22 protein-coding genes are annotated in these 23,599 nt (G+C 38.0%); 4 read left to right on the top strand and 18 right to left on the bottom strand.

From position 1 onward, the window contains the following. Positions 1-401: 401 nt before the first annotated feature. Both AB3I12_RS03190 and AB3I12_RS03185 read right to left on the bottom strand, forming a co-directional pair. Positions 402-3,107, bottom strand: a complete 2,706-nt coding sequence (locus AB3I12_RS03190; RefSeq protein WP_063626443.1) for a YhgE/Pip domain-containing protein — start codon at positions 3,105-3,107, stop codon at positions 402-404. A gap of 258 nt (positions 3,108-3,365) precedes the next feature. Next, positions 3,366-4,310, bottom strand: coding sequence for an NADP-dependent oxidoreductase (locus AB3I12_RS03185; RefSeq protein WP_063626442.1), 945 nt, complete (start codon positions 4,308-4,310; stop codon positions 3,366-3,368). A gap of 222 nt (positions 4,311-4,532) precedes the next feature. On the opposite strand from AB3I12_RS03185, the gene rpsN reads away from it, so the two are divergent. Beyond that, entirely contained in the window at positions 4,533-4,802 is a 270-nt protein-coding gene (gene rpsN, locus AB3I12_RS03180; protein ID WP_010736862.1) for a 30S ribosomal protein S14, read from the top strand. A 323-nt stretch (positions 4,803-5,125) separates the two neighbouring features. Here the strand turns inward: rpsN and AB3I12_RS03175 are convergent, their stop codons facing one another. The 14 genes from AB3I12_RS03175 to AB3I12_RS03110 all read right to left on the bottom strand — a co-directional run bounded on the left by AB3I12_RS03175 (position 5,126) and on the right by AB3I12_RS03110 (position 17,766). Beyond that, positions 5,126-5,488: a type II toxin-antitoxin system PemK/MazF family toxin gene (locus AB3I12_RS03175; protein ID WP_010720330.1), complete on the bottom strand. Its 363-nt coding sequence runs from the start codon at positions 5,486-5,488 to the stop codon at positions 5,126-5,128. 10 nt (positions 5,489-5,498) lie between these two features. Beyond that, positions 5,499-6,620, bottom strand: a complete 1,122-nt coding sequence (gene alr, locus AB3I12_RS03170; protein WP_010720331.1) for an alanine racemase — start codon at positions 6,618-6,620, stop codon at positions 5,499-5,501. Positions 6,621-6,635: 15 nt separating this feature from the next. Further along, a complete protein-coding gene (gene acpS / locus AB3I12_RS03165; RefSeq protein ID WP_010720332.1) occupies positions 6,636-6,986 on the bottom strand; it encodes a holo-ACP synthase in 351 nt (116 codons plus the stop codon). A gap of 129 nt (positions 6,987-7,115) precedes the next feature. Beyond that, the gene (locus AB3I12_RS03160; RefSeq protein WP_010720333.1) at positions 7,116-8,627 is read right to left on the bottom strand and encodes a DEAD/DEAH box helicase; all 1,512 of its coding nucleotides are present in this window, start codon (positions 8,625-8,627) and stop codon (positions 7,116-7,118) included. Positions 8,628-8,949: 322 nt separating this feature from the next. Next, positions 8,950-10,302, bottom strand: coding sequence for a UDP-N-acetylmuramoyl-tripeptide--D-alanyl-D-alanine ligase (gene murF, locus AB3I12_RS03155; RefSeq protein WP_063626441.1), 1,353 nt, complete (start codon positions 10,300-10,302; stop codon positions 8,950-8,952). Between the two features lie 76 nt (positions 10,303-10,378). After that, positions 10,379-11,455 carry a D-alanine--D-alanine ligase gene (locus AB3I12_RS03150; RefSeq protein ID WP_010720335.1) on the bottom strand — a complete coding sequence of 359 codons (1,077 nt, stop codon included), beginning with the start codon at positions 11,453-11,455 and terminating at the stop codon, positions 10,379-10,381. Positions 11,456-11,624: 169 nt separating this feature from the next. After that, positions 11,625-11,990 carry a DUF2512 family protein gene (locus AB3I12_RS03145; RefSeq protein ID WP_034698720.1) on the bottom strand — a complete coding sequence of 122 codons (366 nt, stop codon included), beginning with the start codon at positions 11,988-11,990 and terminating at the stop codon, positions 11,625-11,627. A 126-nt stretch (positions 11,991-12,116) separates the two neighbouring features. After that, the gene (locus AB3I12_RS03140) at positions 12,117-12,581 is read right to left on the bottom strand and encodes a YaiI/YqxD family protein (RefSeq protein ID WP_063627683.1); all 465 of its coding nucleotides are present in this window, start codon (positions 12,579-12,581) and stop codon (positions 12,117-12,119) included. Beyond that, positions 12,565-13,941 carry a hypothetical protein gene (locus AB3I12_RS03135; RefSeq protein ID WP_063626440.1) on the bottom strand — a complete coding sequence of 459 codons (1,377 nt, stop codon included), beginning with the start codon at positions 13,939-13,941 and terminating at the stop codon, positions 12,565-12,567. The genes AB3I12_RS03140 and AB3I12_RS03135 overlap by 17 nt, the downstream gene beginning before the upstream one ends. 429 nt (positions 13,942-14,370) lie before the next feature. Continuing rightward, the gene (locus AB3I12_RS03130) at positions 14,371-14,862 is read right to left on the bottom strand and encodes a GNAT family N-acetyltransferase (protein WP_010736856.1); all 492 of its coding nucleotides are present in this window, start codon (positions 14,860-14,862) and stop codon (positions 14,371-14,373) included. 23 nt (positions 14,863-14,885) lie between these two features. After that, the gene (locus AB3I12_RS03125; protein WP_010736855.1) at positions 14,886-15,485 is read right to left on the bottom strand and encodes a TVP38/TMEM64 family protein; all 600 of its coding nucleotides are present in this window, start codon (positions 15,483-15,485) and stop codon (positions 14,886-14,888) included. A 144-nt stretch (positions 15,486-15,629) separates the two neighbouring features. Continuing rightward, positions 15,630-16,259: a uridine kinase gene (gene udk / locus AB3I12_RS03120; protein WP_010720341.1), complete on the bottom strand. Its 630-nt coding sequence runs from the start codon at positions 16,257-16,259 to the stop codon at positions 15,630-15,632. A gap of 83 nt (positions 16,260-16,342) precedes the next feature. Continuing rightward, the gene (locus tag AB3I12_RS03115) at positions 16,343-17,038 is read right to left on the bottom strand and encodes a YjjG family noncanonical pyrimidine nucleotidase (protein ID WP_063626439.1); all 696 of its coding nucleotides are present in this window, start codon (positions 17,036-17,038) and stop codon (positions 16,343-16,345) included. Positions 17,039-17,049: 11 nt separating this feature from the next. Continuing rightward, the gene (locus tag AB3I12_RS03110; protein ID WP_063626438.1) at positions 17,050-17,766 is read right to left on the bottom strand and encodes a 16S rRNA pseudouridine(516) synthase; all 717 of its coding nucleotides are present in this window, start codon (positions 17,764-17,766) and stop codon (positions 17,050-17,052) included. Between the two features lie 327 nt (positions 17,767-18,093). Here AB3I12_RS03110 and AB3I12_RS03105 point away from each other — a divergent pair, with 327 nt between their 5' ends. From AB3I12_RS03105 to AB3I12_RS03095, 3 genes are all read left to right on the top strand, one after another. Next, the gene (locus AB3I12_RS03105; RefSeq protein ID WP_010736853.1) at positions 18,094-18,702 is read left to right on the top strand and encodes a 50S ribosomal protein L25/general stress protein Ctc; all 609 of its coding nucleotides are present in this window, start codon (positions 18,094-18,096) and stop codon (positions 18,700-18,702) included. A gap of 215 nt (positions 18,703-18,917) precedes the next feature. After that, the gene (locus AB3I12_RS03100) at positions 18,918-19,241 is read left to right on the top strand and encodes a DUF960 domain-containing protein (protein ID WP_010720345.1); all 324 of its coding nucleotides are present in this window, start codon (positions 18,918-18,920) and stop codon (positions 19,239-19,241) included. A 268-nt stretch (positions 19,242-19,509) separates the two neighbouring features. Continuing rightward, positions 19,510-20,895 (top strand): MATE family efflux transporter, encoded by a 1,386-nt coding sequence (locus AB3I12_RS03095; RefSeq protein ID WP_063626437.1) that lies wholly within the window; start codon positions 19,510-19,512, stop codon positions 20,893-20,895. A gap of 122 nt (positions 20,896-21,017) precedes the next feature. Here the strand turns inward: AB3I12_RS03095 and AB3I12_RS03090 are convergent, their stop codons facing one another. Both AB3I12_RS03090 and AB3I12_RS03085 read right to left on the bottom strand, forming a co-directional pair. Then, entirely contained in the window at positions 21,018-21,875 is an 858-nt protein-coding gene (locus tag AB3I12_RS03090; protein WP_063626436.1) for a DUF2382 domain-containing protein, read from the bottom strand. Positions 21,876-22,211: 336 nt separating this feature from the next. Continuing rightward, positions 22,212-23,537, bottom strand: a complete 1,326-nt coding sequence (locus tag AB3I12_RS03085) for a hemolysin family protein (protein ID WP_063626435.1) — start codon at positions 23,535-23,537, stop codon at positions 22,212-22,214. Between the last annotated feature and the right edge of the window lie 62 nt (positions 23,538-23,599).

Here is a 23,599-nt window from a genome sequence, read left to right as displayed (position 1 = left end):
TTTTCAATCGTACGTTAAATTAGCAAATGCCTTACATTTCAACGACTTTTTTCCTTTTCTGTCAAAAAATGTAACATCTCACTCATCGAGATTTTTCTTTCCTATTCAATAAAAACTTTTACTTTTCGTAGAACTTGAACAACCAGCACTTTCCAAAAAATAAGTAAACGGACTGTGATTTTTTCTAGCAATAATCAATCATTGTGGAATCAGCCATAACAAACTTTACTTTTCTATTTTCAATTTTTTCAATTAAACTCGTTGTTTCTACAAAAAGAAAAAAATAGCTCCTCTGATCACCTAAGCTCTGTTAATAAAATAAAGGCCTTGTCAGACGAAAATACATGACTATTTCTGTCTAACAAGGTCTTCTTTTTTCAAACTGGTTATTGCTTTAACTACTAGTGGAAAATATGACTCTGATGTGCTGCTTCTTTGAATTTGACCATTTTTTCTTGGACATAAGGCGCAACAGCCGTTCCAATAACACCAAAGCTAACGAATAGACCAATCATGATCCAAATCGCATTTGCAGCATTTGGCCAATAGATTCCTCCTGCTGATTCTCGTAATAGATTAACCGCATGAGTGAATGGCAAGAATGGATTGATCATTTGGAAGAACTTCCCTGATACTTGGATAGGATAGTTCCCACCTCCGCCAGAAATCGATAGCACGAGGATAATGATCGCAAGTCCCTTTCCAACATTATCAAATAGCGCCGCTAAAACATACACGATCATCATAAAGGCTAGCGAGATCAAAACGGCAAAGGACACGCTGTAAACTGGATTATGGACATCTACACCTAATAAAAAGATATTTCCTAAAGTAACGATCAAACTTTGTGCGATAGCCATCGTTAAGAACGTGAGCATTCGAGCAACAAATTGTTCTCGTTTTGTAAAATTGTTTCTTTCTTTTTTACCGAGATAATAATCGGTTGTCGCTACACTTGAGAGTAAGACAGCTCCCACCCACAAGCAAAGTGCTGTATAAAATGGCGTACTTGCCGATCCGTTGTTTGCAATTGGATACATCGTATTGGTTTTTAATTCTACTGGTTGCGTAAAGAAGTCACTCTCTTTCGTGGCATCTAGTTTCAATAATTTGATCACTTCACCTAGATCAACTTCTTTTTCTCCTTTACGAATAGCATCTGCTGCTTTTTGGATACCTGTCTTGATGTTTGGCCAATCGTTATTGATCAAATCAGCTGCTGCATTTACTGCCGTTTCGACTTGTGGCATTTTTTCATTTGCTGTCGTCATCGTACTTGTGATTTCATTTTTGATCGTTGGCCAGTCATTTTGGATAAAGTTAGCAGCTGTACTCAATTTGTTGGCTAGCACTGGCAAATCATTATTATACAGATCGGCTCCTTTATTGATCCCATTGACGATCGTTTCCATATTACCATTCAACATGGTGTTTGCATCATGGATCTCTTGTCCGATCGCTGGCATTTCTTTTTGGTACTTCTCTAATATCGCCACTGCATTGGTCACTGTTGCTTTTGTTGAATTTAACAGCGAATCAAAATCGATTTGGTCAGCCTTGCTTAACGCACCTTGAGCTGTTTCAATCGTACTGATGACTTGATTTAATAGTGAATCAACGGTTGAACTGACTTGGTTCACATCGATTCCAGCAATCAAGTTATTGACATTTTTAGCAGCAGTTTGAATTTGCCCTAAGATATTTCTTACGTTATCGATATTTCCTTCTTGAATGGCTTGTTTCAACGCTGGTAGGCGATTTTGTAAGCCGCTTAAAACTGGTTTGATACTATTTAATGTATCAATTATTTTTTGAAGTTTGGTATTACCCGTTTGATTCTGTAACTGTGTCAAAAAGGTAATCAACTGATCAATCGCTTGTTGCTGTGCTGGTAAACTATTGTAGAGATTATCCAATAATTTGAGTAAGTTTCCCTTCTCTTCTTCCGTCAATTGATTATCTGCAATTGCCTGATCGACACTCGCTGTGAATGAATCAATAGACGTTGCTACCTGACTAATCGATTGTATCGTTGTATTCACACTTGTTGTGATACCTGGTAATGCGTCTTTTAATTGCTCTGCACCTGATTTTGTTTGAGTAGCTAGGTCGTTTGCTTGTGTTTCTAATTTCTTCACGTCAGGTAAGATTTCTTGGACTTGTTGAATGATCGACAACCCTTGTTTCGCTTCAGTGATTCCTTGATCCATCGTTTCTTGGATCGATGAAAAATCCTGATCGATCTCAGCAATTTGTCGACCTGCATTTTGGATTTCCGGTATTTTTTGTTGTAAATCTAAAATGATTTTCGCTTGCTCTTGGAGCTGTGGCATTTTATCATTCAGTGCAACCACTTTTTGTCCCATTTCATCGACTTGTGGGAGATAGTTCACAAATTCATTGGCTTTGTTTAACTTTTCTTTAATAGAAGGTAGTTGTTTTTGTAAATCAAGTACTTGTTGCGTATAGCCATCGATCGTATCAAGGTTCTCATCCGTTGAAAGTATCATTGATTTGACCTTATTGATACTTACTAGATTCGAATCAATGTCATAACCGATCTCGTTAAAGACCTTCAATAACGTTGAACTAGCCGTCTTGATAAATTCATCTGTAATCTGGGTTTGGATCGCAGAAGCTCCTTTATCGGTGATCTTAGGAGCAATCGCATTGATTTTCTCATTCACCGTGTATTCGATTTTTGGCTTTCTGATCTCTCCACTCGTAAAACTTAACAAGTCTTCTGAGAAATCCTTCGGTAAGTAGATTCCTGCATAATATTTCCCAGAACGAACCCCTTGTTCCAGTTCTGCTTTTGAGTCAACGAATTGCCATCCGAGTTGTTTATTGTCATGAAGTGATTTGATCACTTCTTTCCCAATTGCGACTTCTTTCCCTCGAAATTCTGCCGGTTGATCTGCACTGTAAACCGCAATAGGCAATTCACCGGTATTTCCGTAAGGATCCCATAACGCTTTGATGTTGAACCACGCATATAATGAAGGGATAATCATAATTGCAATGATCAAAAGTGTAGCAATTGGATTTTTAAAAATTCTTTTCCAGTCAAGTAGATATAATTTTAATGTGTTTTTGATTGACCGCATAAATATCCCCTTCTTCTTTTTTCAGCTGCATTACTTTACCATGTAAATCATGTAATTTTCAATTCCCTTTTTTCAAAAAGCTCGATAATTTAGACATAATAGTCAAACTGTCCGATTGTCTGACCATAGAATTGAAGAAATAGTTAAATTTTACATGTACCACTTTACCATTAAATAAAGCAGAAAGAAATTTTCATGCTAAAAATCAGAAGAAGAAAACGCATCCAGAAAAAGTTTGCTCCTTTTACCAGCCCAGCTCTAATCATAAGTTAATACGATTTTACCTGCAGAGGGGTGTCCTTCAAGTTGATGGTGCGCCCAGATTAAATGATCAAGAGTTGCAGCTAATTCTTCTGCTACAAAAATATGGTAATTTCCTGTTTTATATGCAGCAATTAAATGAGTCAAAGCTTCTTGATCTGAGTATTCTTTTCTAGGAACAAAAGTCTCATAAAACCCATTTTTTTTCTGACGAGATGCAAGGGAAGGCAATTCGTTCAACGCAACATAATGACCTTCTTCTTTCATAATTTTGATAGCCATGTCTCCCGCGATGCTTCCTTTCGTCGCATCGATCACAATATCTGCTTGATTACTGAATACTTCTTCAGGATTTTCTTGATCATAAGAAGAAAAATGAGTAACGCCTAAACTTCGGACTAATTCTTCATTTGTCTTTGATGCACTAGCTAACGTCCGAATCCCTTTTTGATGAAGTAATTGGATCAAACTAGTTCCTACGCCTCCTGAAGCTCCGGTCACCATTACCGTGTCAGTTGGTTGGATCGTTAGCAGATGATTAATCACATTGTAAGCAGTGATCCCCGTCGTTACCATTGCAGCTGCTTCTCCCCAACTCATTTCATCTGGTATTTTAGCCACTTTACTTGCTGGTAAGACGATTTCTTCACCGTAAGCACCTGACACAGGATGAACGACTACACGGTCCCCCACAGCAAATGAATCGACGTCACTTGCTACTTCCGTCACGATTCCAGCACCATCATTCCCTAATACGTAAGGGAATGTTAAGGTTCGGACTTCCTTCATCTTTCCTGAACGCAAAGCGACATCATAAGGATTGATACTAAACGCTTTCAATTCCACACGAAGATGATTGGGCGTGACCTCCCTTGGTGTGTCTACTATTTCTTGAAACACCTTTTCAGCTGGCCCATAACCACTAATAGCAAACCTAAGCATCTCTACCCCCTCCTTTTCTTCTAGTTTACGTGTAACACCACTATTTGACAAAAAAACTGTTTTAATCGCATCGGTGGCCTTTCTCTTTCATAGAGAACAAGAGAAGGACTAAACATTTTTAGAAACAAAATAATTGTTTTATTTCTCACACTATGTTAAGGTATCTACACTAAACCGTAATTTTTACGATTTGAAAAATTAAAGAGATTATTGGAGGAAAATATGGCAAAAAAATCAAAAATTGCAAAAGCTAGAAAACAACAAGAAATGATTGCCCGCTATGCTGATTTACGACAAGAGTTAAAAGCGAATAAAGATTATGAAGCCTTACGTCAATTACCTTTAGATGCACGCCCTGAGCGTTTGAAAAACCGTGACTTGATCGATGGACGTCCTCGCGGATATATGCGAAAATTCGGCATGTCTCGTGTGAAATTTCGCGAACTAGCTCATCAAGGACTGATCCCTGGTGTCAAAAAAGCTAGTTGGTAATTAGTATTAGACAGACGAAAGATATTCTGGCAAAATAGCAGTCACTCTCTGAATAAGATAAACTAATCAAACACATATAAAAAAAGCCGTAAGGACTAAAGATAGGAAAACTATTTTTGGTCCTTACGGCTTTTTTATAAGTTGAACAATGCTGACTCAACTTTTTTCTTATCATTATCCAGCATTTTTTATTAAGAGTCAGAAACGACCGTATAGCGATTGACATCATTAACGCTCAGATCCAACGATTTCTCTTATAACCTTTGTTGATTGACATTCAAGATAATTAGCTTGTTCCTTTTATATGTAAAGGCATAATGTGCTTATTTAGCGACAGGGGTCAATGCTTCGATACCTACACTGATTTTAAGTGCATGATCGACTTCTGACATAATTCCTCGATCTAAATGACAAACTTTTTCTTTTAATCTTGATTTATCAATTGTTCTGATCTGTTCAAGTAAAATGACAGAGTCACGTTCGATTCCAGTACCAGTTGCTTTTATTCCAATATGCGTAGGCAATTTAGGTTTGGCCATTTTGGCAGTAATGGCCGCCACAATAATCGTTGGACTAAAATGATTTCCTAAATTATTTTGAATAACTAAGACAGGTCGTGTCCCGCCTTGTTCTGAACCCACGACTGGAGAAAGGTCAGCAAAATAAATGTCTCCTCTTTTTACCATAGGATTCTCCTTACTCTTCATATTCTCTAGGAATGCGCGTTCCTAGTACACAGGCTACCTCATAGTGGATCGTACCTAATTGATCCGCTACTGCTTGCATCGATATCTCTTTTTCCTGATTTTTACCAATCAAAGTAACCTTTGTTCCCAGTGGAACTTCCTGAGGTAAACGGATCATAATTTGATCCATACACACACGTCCGACAATTTCACATAAATTTCCATCCACTAGGACGGAAAAGCCTTGCATGTTTCGTAACCAGCCATCCGCATAGCCAATCGGGATCGTCCCGATCCACTCTGGTTGATCGGTAATATAGGTTTCCCCGTAGCCGATGCCTTCACCTTTAGCCAAACGTTTCACTTGGATCAACTCGGAAACTAACTCTAGTGCGGGTTCCAATGGATACGGTTCTGGCAGTGCATGCCCTGAAGGATTTAACCCATACATTGCTACACCAAAACGAATCATGTTACCAATTTTTTCATCATGCCATAAAGCAGTAGCACTATTACTTACATGAACATACTTAGGTAAAGCAGGCAATGCATCGATTGTCTCTATAAAACGTTGATGTTGCTGTTGCCAATACGTTTCATCCGCTTGATCAGCCGTTGAGAAATGGGTGAAAATCCCTTCCCATTCCAATACAGCACTTTCTTGAATAAATGAAACTGCCTCTACGACTTCTTCAGGTGTCAAAAAACCAATCCGTCCCATGCCGGTATCAACTTTCAAATGAAGTGCTAACGCATGTTTCAGCTTTCTTTCTTGCAGATATTCAACAGCCTGTTCTAACCATTCTTTGTTTCCTACAGTGATCGATAAATCATGGACAACCGCTAAAGTCAATGCGTCAATGGGAATCATATTCAACACTAAAATAGGTTGTGTGAATCCCGCTTCCCGCAATTCAATCCCTTCGTCTAGATTAGACACACAAAATCCAGTAGCACCTCCAGCCAGTGCAGCTTCTGCTGTCTGGACTGCTCCGTGCCCGTAACCATTTGCTTTGACTACAGCAAATAGCTCTTTTCCTTTTGGTAATCTAGCTAATTCTTTTTTGACATTTTCAGTAATAGCTTTTGTATGTATAATGACTCTTGTAGGTCGGTGCCAAGCGACAACCATGATTTTTCCTTCTTTCTAATCTTCTAAAATAATTTGTGCAAACGCTAATTCATCCGTATGCGTGATACTAACAAAACAAGTACCTGAATGAGGTGATTTTGTGACTACAGGTTGTCCTGCATCATTTTTTAAAATTTCAATTTCTTGAAACGTCACCTTACCAATACCAGTTCCCCACGCTTTTGAAAAAGCTTCTTTGCAAGCGTAACGCCCTCCGAGAAATTCTACTTGTCGGTGAAAAGGCAGGATTTGAAATTGCTCGATTTCATTTGGCGTCAACACTCGGTCGATAAAATTTTGTTTTTCTTTGATGATCTTTGCAATCCTTGGTAACTCAACTGCATCAATCCCAATTCCTTTAATCATAGACTCTACTCTTTTCAAAAATTTTAGAACACTCTCATTCTACCAAATTCTCGGTATTTTACCACCAATATGTCCATAAATAACTAAAAAGAAAGCTCCTCTTAAAAAAGAGAAGCTTATCATTTATTATTAATCGTTATTTGTACGGATCACAAATCCACGTTTTTTATCGTTTTGACGCTTACCGCCATCTTTTTGATGGTTATTATTTTTACTGTAGCCACCTTTTGATTTGTTGCCACGGTAGTTGTTATTATCGCGTCGATTACGGTTATTTCCGCCGCCACGTTTGCCATTTTTATTATAGCCTTTTTTCTGCATTGGCAATGGACGTTCTGGAGTGATTTTAACTGGTATTGCATCAGAAGGATCCTTCGCAGTCGTTTTTAGTAACAAAGCTACTAAATCTTGTGCAGAATACTCTTCAAGCAATTTATCTGCTGTTTGCAAATACTTGTCTAAGCCGTTTTCTTCAAGCTTAGCTTCGATTTGTTCCACTGCAGCACCTAGTTGTCCCTTGAATGCTTCTTTTTCAGTTGGCGGACGTAGAGTAGCCATCCGTTTTTTCGTTAAGTTCTCAATAACATGTAGGTAACTCATTTCGTTTGGCGTAACGAATGTCACTGACATCCCGCCTTTACCCGCACGACCTGTACGTCCGATACGGTGAACATAACTTTCTGGATCTTGTGGAATGTCATAGTTGTAGACGTGAGTCACGCCTGAAATATCCAAACCACGTGCAGCTACATCCGTAGCAACTAAAATATCTAAATGACCATTTTTAAATGAACGTAAAACACTCATTCGTTTTTGTTGTGAAAGGTCCCCATGGATTCCTTCTGCACGATAACCGCGAGCTTCTAATCCACGTGCCAATTCATCAACACGTCGTTTTGTACGACCAAAAACAATCGTAAGTTCTGGTGTTTGGACATCGAACAAACGTGTCATGATATCGAATTTTTCGTATTCTTTTGCTCGAACATAATATTGATCGATTAAGTCAGCTGTCATTTCTTTCGCTTTGATCTTCACGTGTGTTGGTGATTTCATGAATTTCACGCCGATATTTTTGATTGCAGGTGGCATTGTTGCTGAGAATAATAATGTTTGGCGTTCTTCAGGTACTTTTGAAATAATACTTTCAATATCTTCCAAAAAGCCCATGTTCAACATTTCATCTGCTTCATCTAGAACTAATGTTTCCACTGTTCCTAATTTCAATGTGTGGCGGTTGATGTGATCCAGCATACGTCCAGGTGTTCCTACGACAATATGTGGACGATCTTTCAATCCACGGATTTGGCGACCGATATCAGCGCCTCCGTAAACAGCTTGTACACGTACTCTTTTATCACGACCAAGACGATAAAGCTCTTCTTGTGTTTGGATCGCTAATTCACGTGTCGGTGCAATGACTAACCCTTGCAATTCGTGGCGATTAGTGTCGATTTTTTCTAACATCGGCAAACCAAAAGCAGCCGTCTTACCAGTCCCTGTTTGTGCTTGTCCAATCACATCTTTTCCAGACAATGCTAAAGGGATTGTTTCTGACTGGATCGGTGTTGCTTCTTCAAAACCAGCACGCTCTACTGATTTCAATAATTCTGGTGATAATTCTAATTCTTTAAATTTCAAATGAATCCTCCTATATGGTTGTTAACTGAGGATGTAGCTTAATTTTTGCTACCCCGTCGATTGTTCGGTCAAAGTGTTTGGTTCTTTTTGACAGTGGCCACGTACGTTTTTACTCATTCTTAGCCCCTGTGGCACCACCGAAAAATCACTTTGCGAAGTTTAGGCATTAGAAAAGCCAAACGGGTCGCGTTCAGCTTTATCATTGTTATGACATCTGGCTCTAGCAATTTACATAAACGAAAGAACCAGTCCAATTTCTCTTCATCTTTCGGCAATAGGTTATTCTAGCATAATTTCTTATTTTCTGCAAGTTTGCAGTTTATTATTTCATTCCTTGCAATTGTTTAACGACATCAATCAATCCCATTCCATTGCTTCCTTTTAAAACGATGCTATCTTCCGGACGTATTTCTTCTTTCACCGTTGCAATGAGTTGTTCTTTATCTGTTTCAAAATATTGTACGTATAAATCTGGATACTTTTCGTTCAACTTTTCATATAATGCTTTCATTTGGGACCCATATAAATAGACTCCCGCAAAATCAGCTGGATCAAGATGTTCAGCCATACTTGCGTGCATCTTCAAAGCATCTGGTCCTAATTCCAGCATGTCCGCAAGTACAGCAAGTCTTCTCCCTTTTGTTGGTAAGTTGGCAAAAGTATCTAAGACCAATCCCATTGCTGTAGGATTCGCATTATAGACATCACTTAGAATCCCCGCACCATTTCCAGCACTTAGCCACTCCGTACGATTTTGCGTCACTGTGACACTTGCTAAACCTAGACGGATGGCTTCCTTTGGCAGACCAAAAAATTGCCCGACAGCATAAGCAATCAACGCATTGGTGACATTATAACTTCCAGGAAGAGGAATCATGAACGATTCATCATTGATGATAAAATGTGTGGCTGTTTTCTCTTCACTCGTTACCTCCGCCTGTAGCTCCCCTGTATTTAATCCAAACGTTTCAATTTTTTGGGTCAAACTTTCAGTCAAAGGTTTCAATAATGGTTCTTCTTCTGGGATAATCAACAGCCCATCTTCTCTCAAACCATCAACAATCTCCATTTTTGCTTGCGCGATTCCTGCTCGTGAGCCAAGGTTTTCAATATGTGCTTCACCAATCATCGTAATAGCCGCTACTTTAGGTCGGGCAATCAAAGAAAGCTCAGTGATCTCTCTGGCATGATCCATCCCCATTTCTAAAACGATTTTTTCGGTATCCATCGGCATGTGCAAAATCGTATAAGGCAATCCAATATTATTGTTGTAATTTCCTTGTGTTTTATAGGTTTTGTACTTTTGAGCTAAAACTGAAGCAGTCAAATCTTTTGTCGTTGTTTTCCCATTACTTCCCGTAATTGCCACCACTTCAGCCCCAACTTTCGCTAGGTAGTACTTCGCCAGATCTTGCATTGCTTTTAGTGGATCATCCACAAGAATCACTCGAATCCCACTAGGTGCTTTGGTAGGTTCCAGACTCCAAAAAGTAGCAACCGCTCCATTATCCATGGCTTGTTGGATAAATTCGTGTCCATCTCTTGCTCCTTTTAGCGGCACGAACAACCCACCTTTTTCAATCTTGCGACTATCGAACTCCACACCTGTGATTTCCGTTAAATCATTCATTACGCTTCCTACAGCTTGAGCGATTTCTTGTACTGTTAGTTTCATAAAAAACCCGCCTTTTCGCATTTAGAAGCCGGAACAAATGTGAATGACATTCGCTCCAGCTTCTATTTTTAATTGTCTATTCGTTTGCTTCAAAAAAACCTTGTCGTTGATTAAAACGATTGATTCCTAATTGAATCAATTCTTCGATCAAATCGCCATACTTCAAGCCCATGTTTTCCCACAATAATGGATACATGCTAAATTGCGTGAATCCAGGCATTGTATTTAACTCATTTAGGAATAGTTCATTTTTATTCGTCAAGAAGAAATCACAACGGCTCAAGCCACTCCCACCTAGCATTGTATACGCAATTTTTGCATATTCCTGCGCTTTTTGATAGACCTCTTCCGGTACTTCAGCTGGGATTTGCATTTCAATCTTATTGTTGATGTATTTCGCATCATAATCATAGAATGCAACATCTTTGACTACTTCACCAGGTAATGTGGTACGCACGTCTTCATTCCCTAAAACAGCTACTTCAATTTCACGTGCTTCGATCCCTTGCTCAACGATCGCACGAGAATCATATTGATAAGCTAATGCAAGCGCATTTTGCAGCTCTTCACGGTTCTCCGCTTTAGAGATCCCTACACTTGAACCCATATTTGCTGGTTTGACAAACATTGGGTAAAGCAAAGACCCTTCACATTGATCAAAGATTTTTTTAGGATTTTCTTTCCATTGATTTTTCAAAACAGGGACATAAGGAACTTGTGGCACCCCTGCCGCTTGCAAAATGTATTTGGTCATGATCTTATCCATTGCACAAGCACTTGTTAAAACGCCAGCGCCGACATATGGCAAGTTCAATGTTTCCAAAAATCCTTGAATCGTTCCATCTTCACCATTAGGTCCGTGTAAGACAGGGAAAACAATCGTTCCTTCTTCTTTGATTTCTCCAGGATTGATCACTCTTCCCGTAAAGCCATCTGTCACTTTTCCGCTTGGGTCCCATGTCAAATGTAAGTCTTCTTTGCTCGCTGGTTTCTCTGTTAACAAAGGGCCTTTCACCCATTGACCTTCTTTGCTGATAAATATCAGTTGAACTTGATAGTACGTATAATAAATAGCATTTAAGACTGAAAACGCTGAAAGAACTGAAACATCATGTTCTGCACTGCGTCCACCATATAGTAAAGTAATCTTCAAAAGATTGTCCTCCCGTATCCAATATCTTTCACTTTTACTTCATATTTTAGCACAAAATCAAAAGAATCAAACAGCTTATTTTTCAAAAAGTCGATAAACTTATTTGTTAAATCAAGAAAAAAGGCACGGCATCGCTGCCTGCGCCTCTTTTTCGATTGTTGTTTTTCATCTATTCCATCTTTCGTTCATCAGGGACAATCCCTTGATTTAACAACCATTTATGGAAGAACCATTCTCCTATGCCAATTAATAAAGCAGGAATCAAAACTTTCATCCAGATGTTCGTCATATCATTCATAAAATAAAGATATACCCACAAAATGACTGCGGAAGAACCGGCATCTGCGATCGTCGCCGCAATATTCCCCACCTTTCGCAAAATGAGTAAATCACCTAATACATAAATCATCACAACGATAATGACCCCAACAATTGTCGAATCCATGAAGCTAACTCCGTATAATCCTGTTAATACGATCCATAAAATCGCCCAAATCATGATTGCTTTTACAATTAATGCTTTTACATGTTTCATTTTCCACTCTCTCCTCTCAGATTAGAAAAAAATTAGATAATAAAATATCTTTAATTATTTTATCATTTTAAAGACAATACAAGCAAAGATATCGTACTAATTGAGGGGAATACAAAACTATTGTCGCTACTCATTATTTGAAGATAACTTGACTTGTTCAAGTGCTTGAATTAATGCCTGTCTAAAGTTTTGATGATCTTGAGGGGTAAAAGGTTTAGGTCCTCTAGTCCGCAGACCTGCTTTGCGCAACCTTCCACTTTGGTAACGTTGTTCTAACAAGGAGTCAATCGTTGTTGCACTAAATTCTTTACCCGTTTGATGAAACACTCGTACCCTCTTTGGTAAAACTAAAGAAGCTAACCCATAATCTTGTGTGATTAGAATATCTCCTTTGCGAATCAAGCCCACAATGCGGTAATCTGCGCTATCTGCGCCTTGATCAACGTACACAAAATGAACATACGCTGGATATTCTTTATGGGTGTAATGAGCCACGCTCGTCACGATCATGACTTCCACTTGATACAAACCAGCAATTTCAATTACATCTTCCTTAACCGGCGAACCATCTCCATCAATCAGTATTCGCATGATGCCGCACCTCTCGTTTCCATAATAGATAAACACCCAGCACACCAAGGAGTAACCAGCTGATGTTCCCCCACTTAGCGTATTCCATTAATTGCACACTGATCGTAGGAACTCTTAACTTGTCAGTCAACTGTAACAGCACTGCAACAGGTAGTTCTAGCCAACGGGTAAGAACTAATAATAGCCCCATCAAGAGAAACTGATGGACCACACTCCCTTTGTTTTGTGTCGTAAATTTAATGATGACTCGTTGATCCATGGGAATATCCGTATCAGTGTCATAACACACACGATTTAACCAACCGCTGATCACAGCATGACAAAAACTTAAGAAAAACAATCCAATCACAAACGCAGTCGGGATCAATAAAATCAATAAAGAGAGAGATAGTCCGATCAACTGGACGATCACCGGAGGATAGGGGAAACTACGTAAGATACGATTACCAATCAGCTTAGCGACGACCATTCCAGCAATATAAGGTAGATACATATAAGTGGCTAAATGATCAAATCCATACAAAACTCCTACATAAAATGTACTAAACAAAAAGAGAAAGTTCCCCACCATTCCACTCAAAAAATTCATGAGATTGAGCCAACTTGGAAACTGCCAATTTTTTTTGCCTCGCCCTAAATAAAAAGCGGCTAAAACAAATAAAAAGAGAAAAACATAAATTGTAAGATCAAACAGTTCTGGCTCAACGAGCAAGCGTGCATTTCGAAGCAAAAACAATAAGACAAAAAACACAAGAAACAGCACAAATTTTTTCGTGACAAAAATCGTTGTTTTCATCTCTTTAAAATCCAATTCATACCTAGGATAATGGCTGATGGTGTGATAAGCCATGATATAAAACAATGTATACAGCCCTAACGTCACAACGATTTGGGTCGTACCTGACAACTCGATCGAGCGAAAAAGCAAAACCAATAATAGTAGCGCAAAGATATATTTTTTGCCTGTCATATTCGTAAAACCCTGTCGCTTTTCATGGTAATTAACAGTCACATTTGCTGGAAGTAGCCAAGCTGCACTAAATCCCAATAAAATACTAGACAAATAAAACAAGGGGAAATAGAGCACACCAAAGATCCCTAATAACGAACCCGCCCCTCCCATCAAAAGAGCAATCATCAGTAATGTATAACTATCTAGACCTAAACGAATACTGCGGATCAAAAACAATCCCGTCATACGGAAAGTATAAAATAAGGTAAACGGTAAAATCGAAGCCCAGTTAGCCCCATCGCTCAAATTCAGAAATAAAAGATAAGGAATAAATATAACCGTATTAGCTAAAATAAAAGGTGTTGATTGCGTAAAATTACGACCAAATTGTTTGATTTTCTCGAACATAAAAAAACTCCTTAGCGAGTAATTACAAAACTTATTTTTCATTCATTCTAGCATTAATCATAAGTAGAAACCAATTTTAGCCGATACTCTCAACTAAGAATTTCGACTTATAACGAGCGATAACCTATTGCGACACGTCTTCTTGTCAGTAATAGTAACACTCAAGCCAAAACAAACCACGAAAGATTGCCCATAAAAAATAGGACATTACCCAGAATCTCTTCTGACTAATGTCCTATCTTACTGGTACTTGAGTTTTTGTGAACTCAAGCAGACAAGCCCTTCTCCACAAAAGTCTTGCCCGACACCCTTGCATTCCGGCAAGTGATCACATCATGATCTTGTGTCTCCAAAATCAATTAGGCGCATCTGTAAACCAGAGGCCTTCTCGACCCGTCGCATGTCGTTACTTTAACACATATCCCAAAGTTATGCGAGTCTTTTTTTCATTTGATAATCGACCATTTGAAATCCTTGACCAATATCCGAGATCAGTTCACCAGCCATTTCAAAACCTTGATGAAGGTAAACGGCGATGGCTTGAGCATTGCCTTGATTGACACGTAGAAAAATCTCTTTGATTCCTTGTTCTCTAGCGATAGTTTCGTACCACTGAAAAAGAGCCGACGTCAATCCCTTCCCTCTGAATTGATTCATTAAGTATAACTTACTCAAATATATTTTGGATGCTATTACCTCATAGGCGGTATATCCGACCGTTTGCCCTTGCTCTTTTAAGAGAAAATACTGCACACCTTCCGCCACTTCTTTTTCAATCTGTTGTTTTGATTGATAGGTAGCCAACATATAGTCCACTTGTGCTTGCCCAATGATCGGAACAAATGCTTCTGGCCAAACTTCCTTGATCACTGATACCAACTCGTCAATTTCAGTTGAGGTTACCTTGACTTTTTCTAACATTCTTTTTCTTTCCTCTCTTACTGCTAAAAATTTCCTTGTGCTTTCTGGAACAGATACAACATAATCAAACTATACGCACCGACAGACCAAGGTTTCAATAATAGGACAATTTGGATATATTCCTTAAAAGATATTTTAGTTAACCCTGCGACCAGACAAACCAAGTCATCAGGCGCAAAAGGAATCAACATGGTCAAACACAGTACTTTTTTGATATCCTTCGTTTTCTGTGTCAGTAATTGGTCGAATTTTTGGTACTTTTTGGGCGATAAAATAAGTTGTACAAAACTAACGCCATAATAACGAACCAATAAAAAACCAATGGCTTCACCGATAATCAATCCAATACAGCTATAAAGTAATCCCCAGCCATTCCCAAACATCAACAAGCCTGCCACTGAAGAAATTCCTCCAGGTAGTATTGGGATAATCACTTGAATGATCTGCAGGAGAATAAAAATCACTACTGCATACTCCCCAAATTGTTGGATAAAGCGTTGCAAAGAAGTGGTTGATCGAAAGATCCCATGTTGATAAGCATAAATGATTAACACCAAAAAGAACAATAAGCCAATAATCGGGATTATTCGGATATATTTATGTAAATGATTGTGATTGTTCATTTTCAGTCTCTCCACCTTTTAGCGCTACTTTTCATTAAGAATCGTTGCAAAAGTAAACGTTTCACTTGATAAATAAGTCGAAGAATCGAAAATAGCTTCTCCTATTTTCATGATTCTTCGACTTATCCTATTGGTTTCTTTGTTTTATTTATGATCCAAAAAACTAGCAACTTTCGTCGTAATCAAATCGATCGCTACGTGATTTTCGCCACCTTCTGGCACGATGATATCGGCGTAACGCTTAGTTGGTTCGATGAATTGATGATACATCGGTTTAACCACAGTCAAATATTGTTCGATCACGGAATCCAACGTTCTGCCACGTTCTTCCATATCTCGTTTGATTCTGCGGATGATACGGATATCATCGTCTGTATCTACGTATACTTTGATATCCATCAAGTCACGTAGATTTTCATCTTCTAGAATCAAAATGCCTTCTAATATAATTACTTCTTTAGGCTCTTGGATGATTGTTGCTTGACTTCTTGTATGTGCAACATAATCATAAACTGGTTTTTCAATGGCGTTATAGTTCAGTAGTTCTTTCACGTGCTGAATCAGCAGATCATTATCAAAGGCAAAGGGATGATCATAATTCGTATTCAATCGTTCTTCAAAGCTCAAATGGCTTTGATCTTTATAATAAGAATCTTGTTCAAGCATCATGATGGAATGGTCTGGGAAATTATTGAAAATGGCACGACTTACGCTTGTTTTACCGCTTCCTGATCCACCCGTCACACCAATGATAATTGGCTTGCTTTTTGTCATTGACTAAAACCTCTTTCATATCCGTTTTTACATTCTTATCTATTATAGCGAAAATACACGAAAATGCTATATTTTTCTGAAAATTAATGCTTCTCGATTTCCAAAAGAGGATAAAGTTCTGCTAACGAATCAATACGATAAGTCGGTACGATTTCTGGAATTTCCGGCAACCGATTTTTGTTAAACCAAATCGTATCAATTCCTGCCAAGTTCCCTCCTTTAATATCTGAGGTCAATGAATCGCCAATAATAACTGTTTTTTCTTTTTCAAATTGAGGAATCTGTGAAAAGACATGATCAAAAAATTCTTTCATTGGTTTTTGGGCGCCCACATCTTCTGAAACAAAAATTTTTTTGAAATAGCCCAACATTTTCGCATCAGTCAAACGTTGATATTGCGTTTTCGATACCCCGTTTGTCACAATATAAAGATCCGCTTGTGAAGATAACGTCTGAAGCAGTTCATGACTTCCCTCAATCAAATCATGCCCCTGATTCAAGTAATGTCTGTATCTTTTCTCCATAGCTAAACTATCAACTGTTTTACCAAATTGTTGAAATAGTAGTCCAAAACGACTCCCGGTAACCTCTTCTCTCGTCATATTCCCTTTTTCAAATTCACGCCATAAGTGATGATTTAATGCCTTATAACTTGTTCTCACTTCTGGTGTCAATTCAATTCCTTGCTCTGCAAATAATTCATTTAATGCTTTTGCTTCTGTCATCTGAAAATCAAGTAACGTATCGTCTACATCGAATAATAAAGTATGATAATTCATTTTTTTCTCTCCTATTTAAAATATATTTTCAATTGCTTTAATTCGGTTAATGTCAGTGAACGATAGGCACCTTCAGCAAGTTGCTCATCTAACTGCAAAGGTCCCATCATTAGTCGCTTTAGCTTTGTCACTTTTTTACCACGTGCAAGGAACATCTTTTTTACCTGATGAAATTTTCCTTCTTGTATCGTTACTCGTACTCGACTGCTGTTTTTGGATGTTTCCATGATTGTTAATTGTGCAGGTAAACAACGATAGCCACCCTCAAAAACAATTCCTGCTTGAAAAGCTTCGATATCTGAAGCTGTCACTTGTTCATTGATCTGCGCCTCATAAGTTTTGAAGACTTTTTTATCAGGCAGCAACATTTCATATCCTAACTGACCATTCGATGTCAGTAATAGTAGTCCTGTGGTATCACGATCCAAGCGTCCGACGGGATAGAGCGGCTTCGTTCGATCCGCTGAAGCAATCAAGTCTAACACGGTCATTTTTGTTCGGTCTTTAACTGCAGTCACAGCACCACTCGGTTTATTCAATAAGTAATAGACTTCGTTTGTCGTTAAACGCTTACCTGAGATTTCGATCTCATGGATCAAACTATCCACATTTCGGTTTTGGCAAAATTCGACACAACCATCAATTTTAACTTGTTTTGATGCAAATAAACGCTTCATCTCTTTTCGAGTCGTTTGTAAAGTTTCTTCAATTAATTTATCTAAACGCATGGTGCTTTCCTTTCTTAGCCTAACAAGCATTATAACCCGAAAGAGAGTAGATGCAAATAAGAAAGCCATTGTTATTCCTTGACTTAAATTCAGATTCGCGCTACGGTTAAAGAGTAAAGTGAATTGGATTTCTCATACACAGCGTAATGACCTGGTGGAGAAAAGTTGAATCCTGACTTTCTAAAGGTAGATGCGCGCATCTACCTTTTTGCGTTTTTTAAGCGCCCTAGCCAATAATGTGCACGAGAATAGCCGTCGAAAGTTCACTTAAATAAAATCTGTTGGTCTACGTTGCCGACAGTCACATTTTAAGGAGGAATTTTGGTTATGTCAGTATCATTAGAAGTAAGTAAGAGAGAAGTACGTCCCCGTTCATTGAGAAATAAATTGCGTCATGAAGGTAAAGTTCCAGCTATTGTTTATGGGTACAATGTTGAAAGTACTCCGATTGCTATTGATGGACAAATATTCAGTAAATTATTACGTGAAAATGGCGCAAATACAGTAATCACAATGACGATTGATGGAAAAAAAGTCAACACGTTGGTTCATAAAGTCCAAACGAATACCTTTACCAACCATTTTGAACATGTGGAATTTCTATCTGTGAACATGTCAGAAGAAACTGAAGTCGAAACTGAAATCGTTCTTGTTGGCGAAGCTGCAGGTGTAAAAGCTGGTGGTGTCTTAGCACAAAACCTTTACACTGTGATCGTCTCTGCTACACCAAGCAACTTACCAGAACGTATCGAAGTTGATGTAACAAACCTAAATCTAGGCGATGCAATCACAGTAGCCGATCTACCTGAAAACAACGATTATAAAGTCGTTTCTGATGGTGAAGAACAAATTGCTGCAGTAGCAGCTCCAACTGAGGAAGCTGAAACTACTGATGAAGAAAGCGAACCAGAAGTTATTGGTTCAACGGAAGAATAACAAGTGACTTGTTCGTGTCAAAAGCGTTGGTAACCTTCGCTTTTGGCACGTTTTTTTCTCTCCTTAAAAAAAACTTATACTTTGAAAAAAAGTACACGATTTTTGTTGCATTTTTAAAAAAAGTCTATTAGAATGAACCATCGTTACAGTAAATCGTTTATCCTAAATGAAGAAATAAAACATGTCTATTCGATAAAACGAAGGAGGTTAAACAGATGTTTGAAAGTTTTGACAGTAGTCGTAACCGGTATGCCTCTGTAGGTGTTGTATCAAGTTTACCAGATGAACTGATTGATAGTATCTGGTTTATTATTGACCTAGACCTTAAGGGAGTCATCCCCTTAGATAATATGTTAGCCTTTGATTTAATCGACAATAATGGAAAAGTAACTATGCATTTTTCGCAAGCTGGTAGTGATGTTGAGATGGGAATCGATTTACCGTTTCACTATTCATCAAGTTTTCCAAGCCAAGTATATGCTTATGATGATGGTACTAGAGAAACCATTCTTTTACCCAGCGAGATAAGACAGTATTAAGGTTCACAACCATTCGTTGTCCCTTTTGATTTGTACGCCCAGGCCAAGTAGTTGATCCTTTGAATTTATTCTTTGAGTTTCATTCTTTGAATTTATTCAGCGATTCAATTCTTGGCTTGTTTTATAATGCACATCATTGAAAATATCTTTGAAAATGAATCTGCAATACATTGAAAGTTATCAAAATTATTTCATTTTTACCTAGTAATCTCAGGATAAACACTATATACTACTAACTAAATTTTATAGACAATAAGGAGTTTAAAAAATGCGCGATTTAACAAAAGGAAGTCCAGCTAAACTAATCTTAATGTTCACCGTTCCTTTACTTATTGGTAATGTCTTTCAGCAATTTTACAACATGGTCGACATGATCATCGTTGGTCAAACATTAGGGAAAAATGCGCTGGCTGCTGTTGGTGCAACCGGAAGTTTGACCTTTTTAATCCTTGGCTTCGCTCAAGGTCTTACTGCTGGATTAGCGATCATTACAGCTCAGCGTTATGGTGCAAAAGATTATCGTGGTCTTAAGAAAAGTTTTGCTGCAAGTGTTGTTATCAGTTTGGTTGTCACTATTGCATTAACCGTCCTTAGTTTAGTATTTATTCGTCCGATGCTGCAATTGATGCAAACGCCCGTTGAGATTATTGACCAAGCACAAACGTTCATTTCAATCATCTTACTAGGGATTTTCGCATCTATGAGTTTTAACTTGCTTTCAAATGTTATTCGCGCGCTTGGAGATAGCCGGACACCACTTTTCTTTTTGATTATTGCAGTGGTTGTCAACGTTGTGCTTGATTTGATTTTCATCATTTCTTTTGGAATGGGTGTCGAAGGCGCAGCAATTGCAACGGTTATTGCCCAAGTTTGCTCAAGCCTACTATGTTTAGTTTATATCAAGAAAAAAATTCCTTTGTTGCAATTACGTAAAAAAGATTTTCACTTTGATAAAGAAGAGATTCGTGTTCATTTAAACGCTGCTCTTCCAATGGCTTTTCAATCATCCATCATCGCCATTGGCGCCATCGTCCTTCAAGCTGCGTTGAACAGTTTAGGAACAGATGTCGTAGCCGCTCAAGCAGCAGCCAGCAGAATTGACCAATTTGCTAACCAACCAATGATGTCCTTTGGGATTGCTATTGCAACATTTACTGCTCAAAATTATGGTGCAAAAGAATATGGTCGAATTTTAAAAGGTGTTAAGCAAACACTTATGATGAGTATTGGCTTTAGTGTTGTTGCAGGTGCGATCGTGATTTTCTTCGGTCATTCACTTATGCAGTTGTTTGTTTCACCGACAGAGACTCGTGTCTTTGAATTAGCTCAAACTTACTTCAATATCAATGGTTCCTTATATTGGATCTTAGCGATTTTATTTATCTTACGTTACACACTACAAGGACTTGGTCAAAGTAAGATTCCAACACTTGCAGGAATGATGGAATTAGTCATGCGTTCATTTGCAGCAATCATTTTAACTGGTTTACTTGGTTATACGGGTGCTGCAGCTGCTTCACCACTTGCTTGGGCAGGATCTGTCGCTGTTCTACTATACTCTTACTTGCGTTCAATGAAACAACTTAAATCTTTCGAGAATGAACAACAATACGCTATGGATGATCCTGAAATCCAGTACAATAGTATCCAATAAAAGAAAAAAAGACATTTCTCTCATCGATCAGATAAGCAGAAATGTCTTTTTTATTAGCAATTTACATGATGTTCCGTTCAAAAAATGAAGGAGTCTGGTTAGATGATTTTAGCGATCAATTATTATATATGATCATTTTTACGAGTATTTTCATCCGTATCTTCTACTCGAACGTCTCCTTTTGTATCAATATCCAACTCTTCACGACTTACTTCTTCCGTCACTTGTTTCATATCTTCATGCTCTTTTTTGTGAATACCTACCTCTTCACGTACTACTGTATGTTTATTGACATCAATTTGTTCTTCTTTAAGAGGAATTGTAATCGTTTCGTCTTCCAAAGAATCATCTGAAATATTATCGCTTGCTTCAGCATTTACTGGTTTTCTTTCGATAACGATTTCTTCACGCTTCACAGGGACTTCCACTGTTTTAGTATCATTAACAACGTGTTTATGGATATCAACTTCCCCAGTTGTCACGTCATGGGTATTGACATCTAACTGTTCTTCTTTGAGTTGAATATTTTCATTATTTGTATTTAGTGTATCCGTTGGATCGGGCATATTTTGAGTCCGATCGTTTTCAACAACTGCTTCATTTGGCGCTTTGTAATCTTTAACCGTAATCACTATTTTCCCAGCGGCAATATCCTCTTTGTATGAATACAATGGATCATCGTTAACAGAATCATCCGCTTTTTCTGTATACGAATCTTCCTCATAGGTGTTAGAAGTGAACGTATCTTTGATCCGTTCCCATAGCGAGCGTTCTTCATGCGTGCCTTCAACCTCATCCACATTCGTTTCTACATCAATTCCTGATAAACCAGAAAAACCAAAATTTTGAGCAGCATCTTTTGTCGTATAGATAATGATATCGTCTCGATCGTATCCTTCATCACGCAATTGTTCGATCACTGATAAAGCTTCTTCCCTCGTACTGTAACTACCAATAACTGTTAGATTTCTTTCATTCATGTGAATCCCTCCTGTTAATAGTATGTCTGTATTTAGTGATTCCGCTTACAGATCTATTCTATCGGATATTTTTTTTTAGAACAAATATATGGTTTACAAAGTAAAAAAGATGCCAATCCATTCAGCTAAGTCGAATGGATTGGCATCAGTTCTATCGTTTAAAATCTTATGATTAAGAGATCCGTCCACCAAAATGAGTAGGAAGCTTCCGACTAAGGGACAAAAAGAAAGTGTAAACATCGGTTTATTCGTTTTTGGTAGTGGTTAGAATGTTGTGTCTTACTTCTCTCATTTTTTTTGATCGCGAAATGTAGGATTTTGTTTATCCCAGATTCTTCATTCTGTTTTATTCGAATCGATACTGTTTTCTGCTATTTCTTGTTTTTTGATTTTAAAATAGTCCACATGCGTATGGTTATATTCTAACACCGTAAATTGAAAAGAATCAATTTGGATCACTGTACCTGTCTTGATGTTTTTTTCATGGTTCGACATAAATCCAGATAGTGTGATAAAAGTAGACTCTTCAAATTCAGGGATCGTAACGTGGAAATAACGACCAAAATCATCTAACGTCAATTTTCCTGAAACAATATAGCTCCCATCTGCTTGTTTCGCTATCAAAGCTTCATCCAAATCCGTTTCATCCCGAATTTCCCCCACGATTTCTTCTAAAATATCTTCAATCGTCACTAAACCACTCGTTCCTCCGTACTCATCTTTTAAAATAGCAATATGCTTTCCTTTTTTACGCATGATCGTCAATAATTTTTTGATGGGGATCGTTTCTGAAGTAACGATTGGTTCTTCCACCAACTCGTCCACTGTTAATTGATCGTCTTTAAACGACTGCTTAATCAAATCTGGTAAAGTAACATAGCCAAGGATGTGATCCTTTGACCCAGAAATAACTGGATAGCGGGTATGACCTCTTTGAATAGAAGCTTGAATTGCATCTTTCACTGTCTCACCAGCTTCAAAAACCTGCATAGAGGTTCGATCCACTTGGATATCTTTTGCCAACGTATCATCAAATTCAAAGACATTTTCTAAATAATAGTACTCTTCTTTCGTCAACTCTCCTTTTTCATAAGAATTCATAGCCACTAACGTCAATTCTTCTTGAGATAATGTCTCTTCTCCTTCTGAAACTAATTTCACACCTAATACTTTTCCTAAAGCCGCAGCAGAATGATTCAACACCCAAATAAAAGGAAACATTGCTTTATAAAAATAATGCAACGGACGTACAACAAATAAGACCACTTGCTCTGTATTCACGATACTATAACTTTTAGGTAAAAGTTCACCGATCACCACATCGATATATGTCACTAAGATAAACCCTAACGCAACAGAAATCGTTCCGCTCAATGCTGAGCTAAACGGCAATCGACCGATCCAAGGCTCCAGTAACGCCGCCACTGAGCCTTCACCAACCCAACCAATGATCAACCCAGTCAAGGTAATTCCTAATTGACTAGCCGACAAGTAGTTATCTAAATGATGCGTGACATGTAATGCTAATTTGGCATTCTTTACATTTTCTCTTTCTAATTGTTCTAAGCGTGAACGTCTGATTTTAACTAATGCAAATTCACTAGCTACAAAAAAAGAAGTCACCGCAATCATCAAAAATAATATGGCAAAATTAAGTACCATAACTTCCCACCTCTCTTTTCATGTCCATTGTACCTCTTTTTGAATTTTTTTGGGAAAATAGG

It is taken from the genome of Enterococcus sp. C65, assembly GCF_040887165.1.
Classification (GTDB): domain Bacteria; phylum Bacillota; class Bacilli; order Lactobacillales; family Enterococcaceae; genus Enterococcus_B; species Enterococcus_B hirae.
The sequence above is the reverse complement of the archived record's forward strand: the minus strand, read 5'-3'. Positions and strand labels throughout refer to the sequence as shown.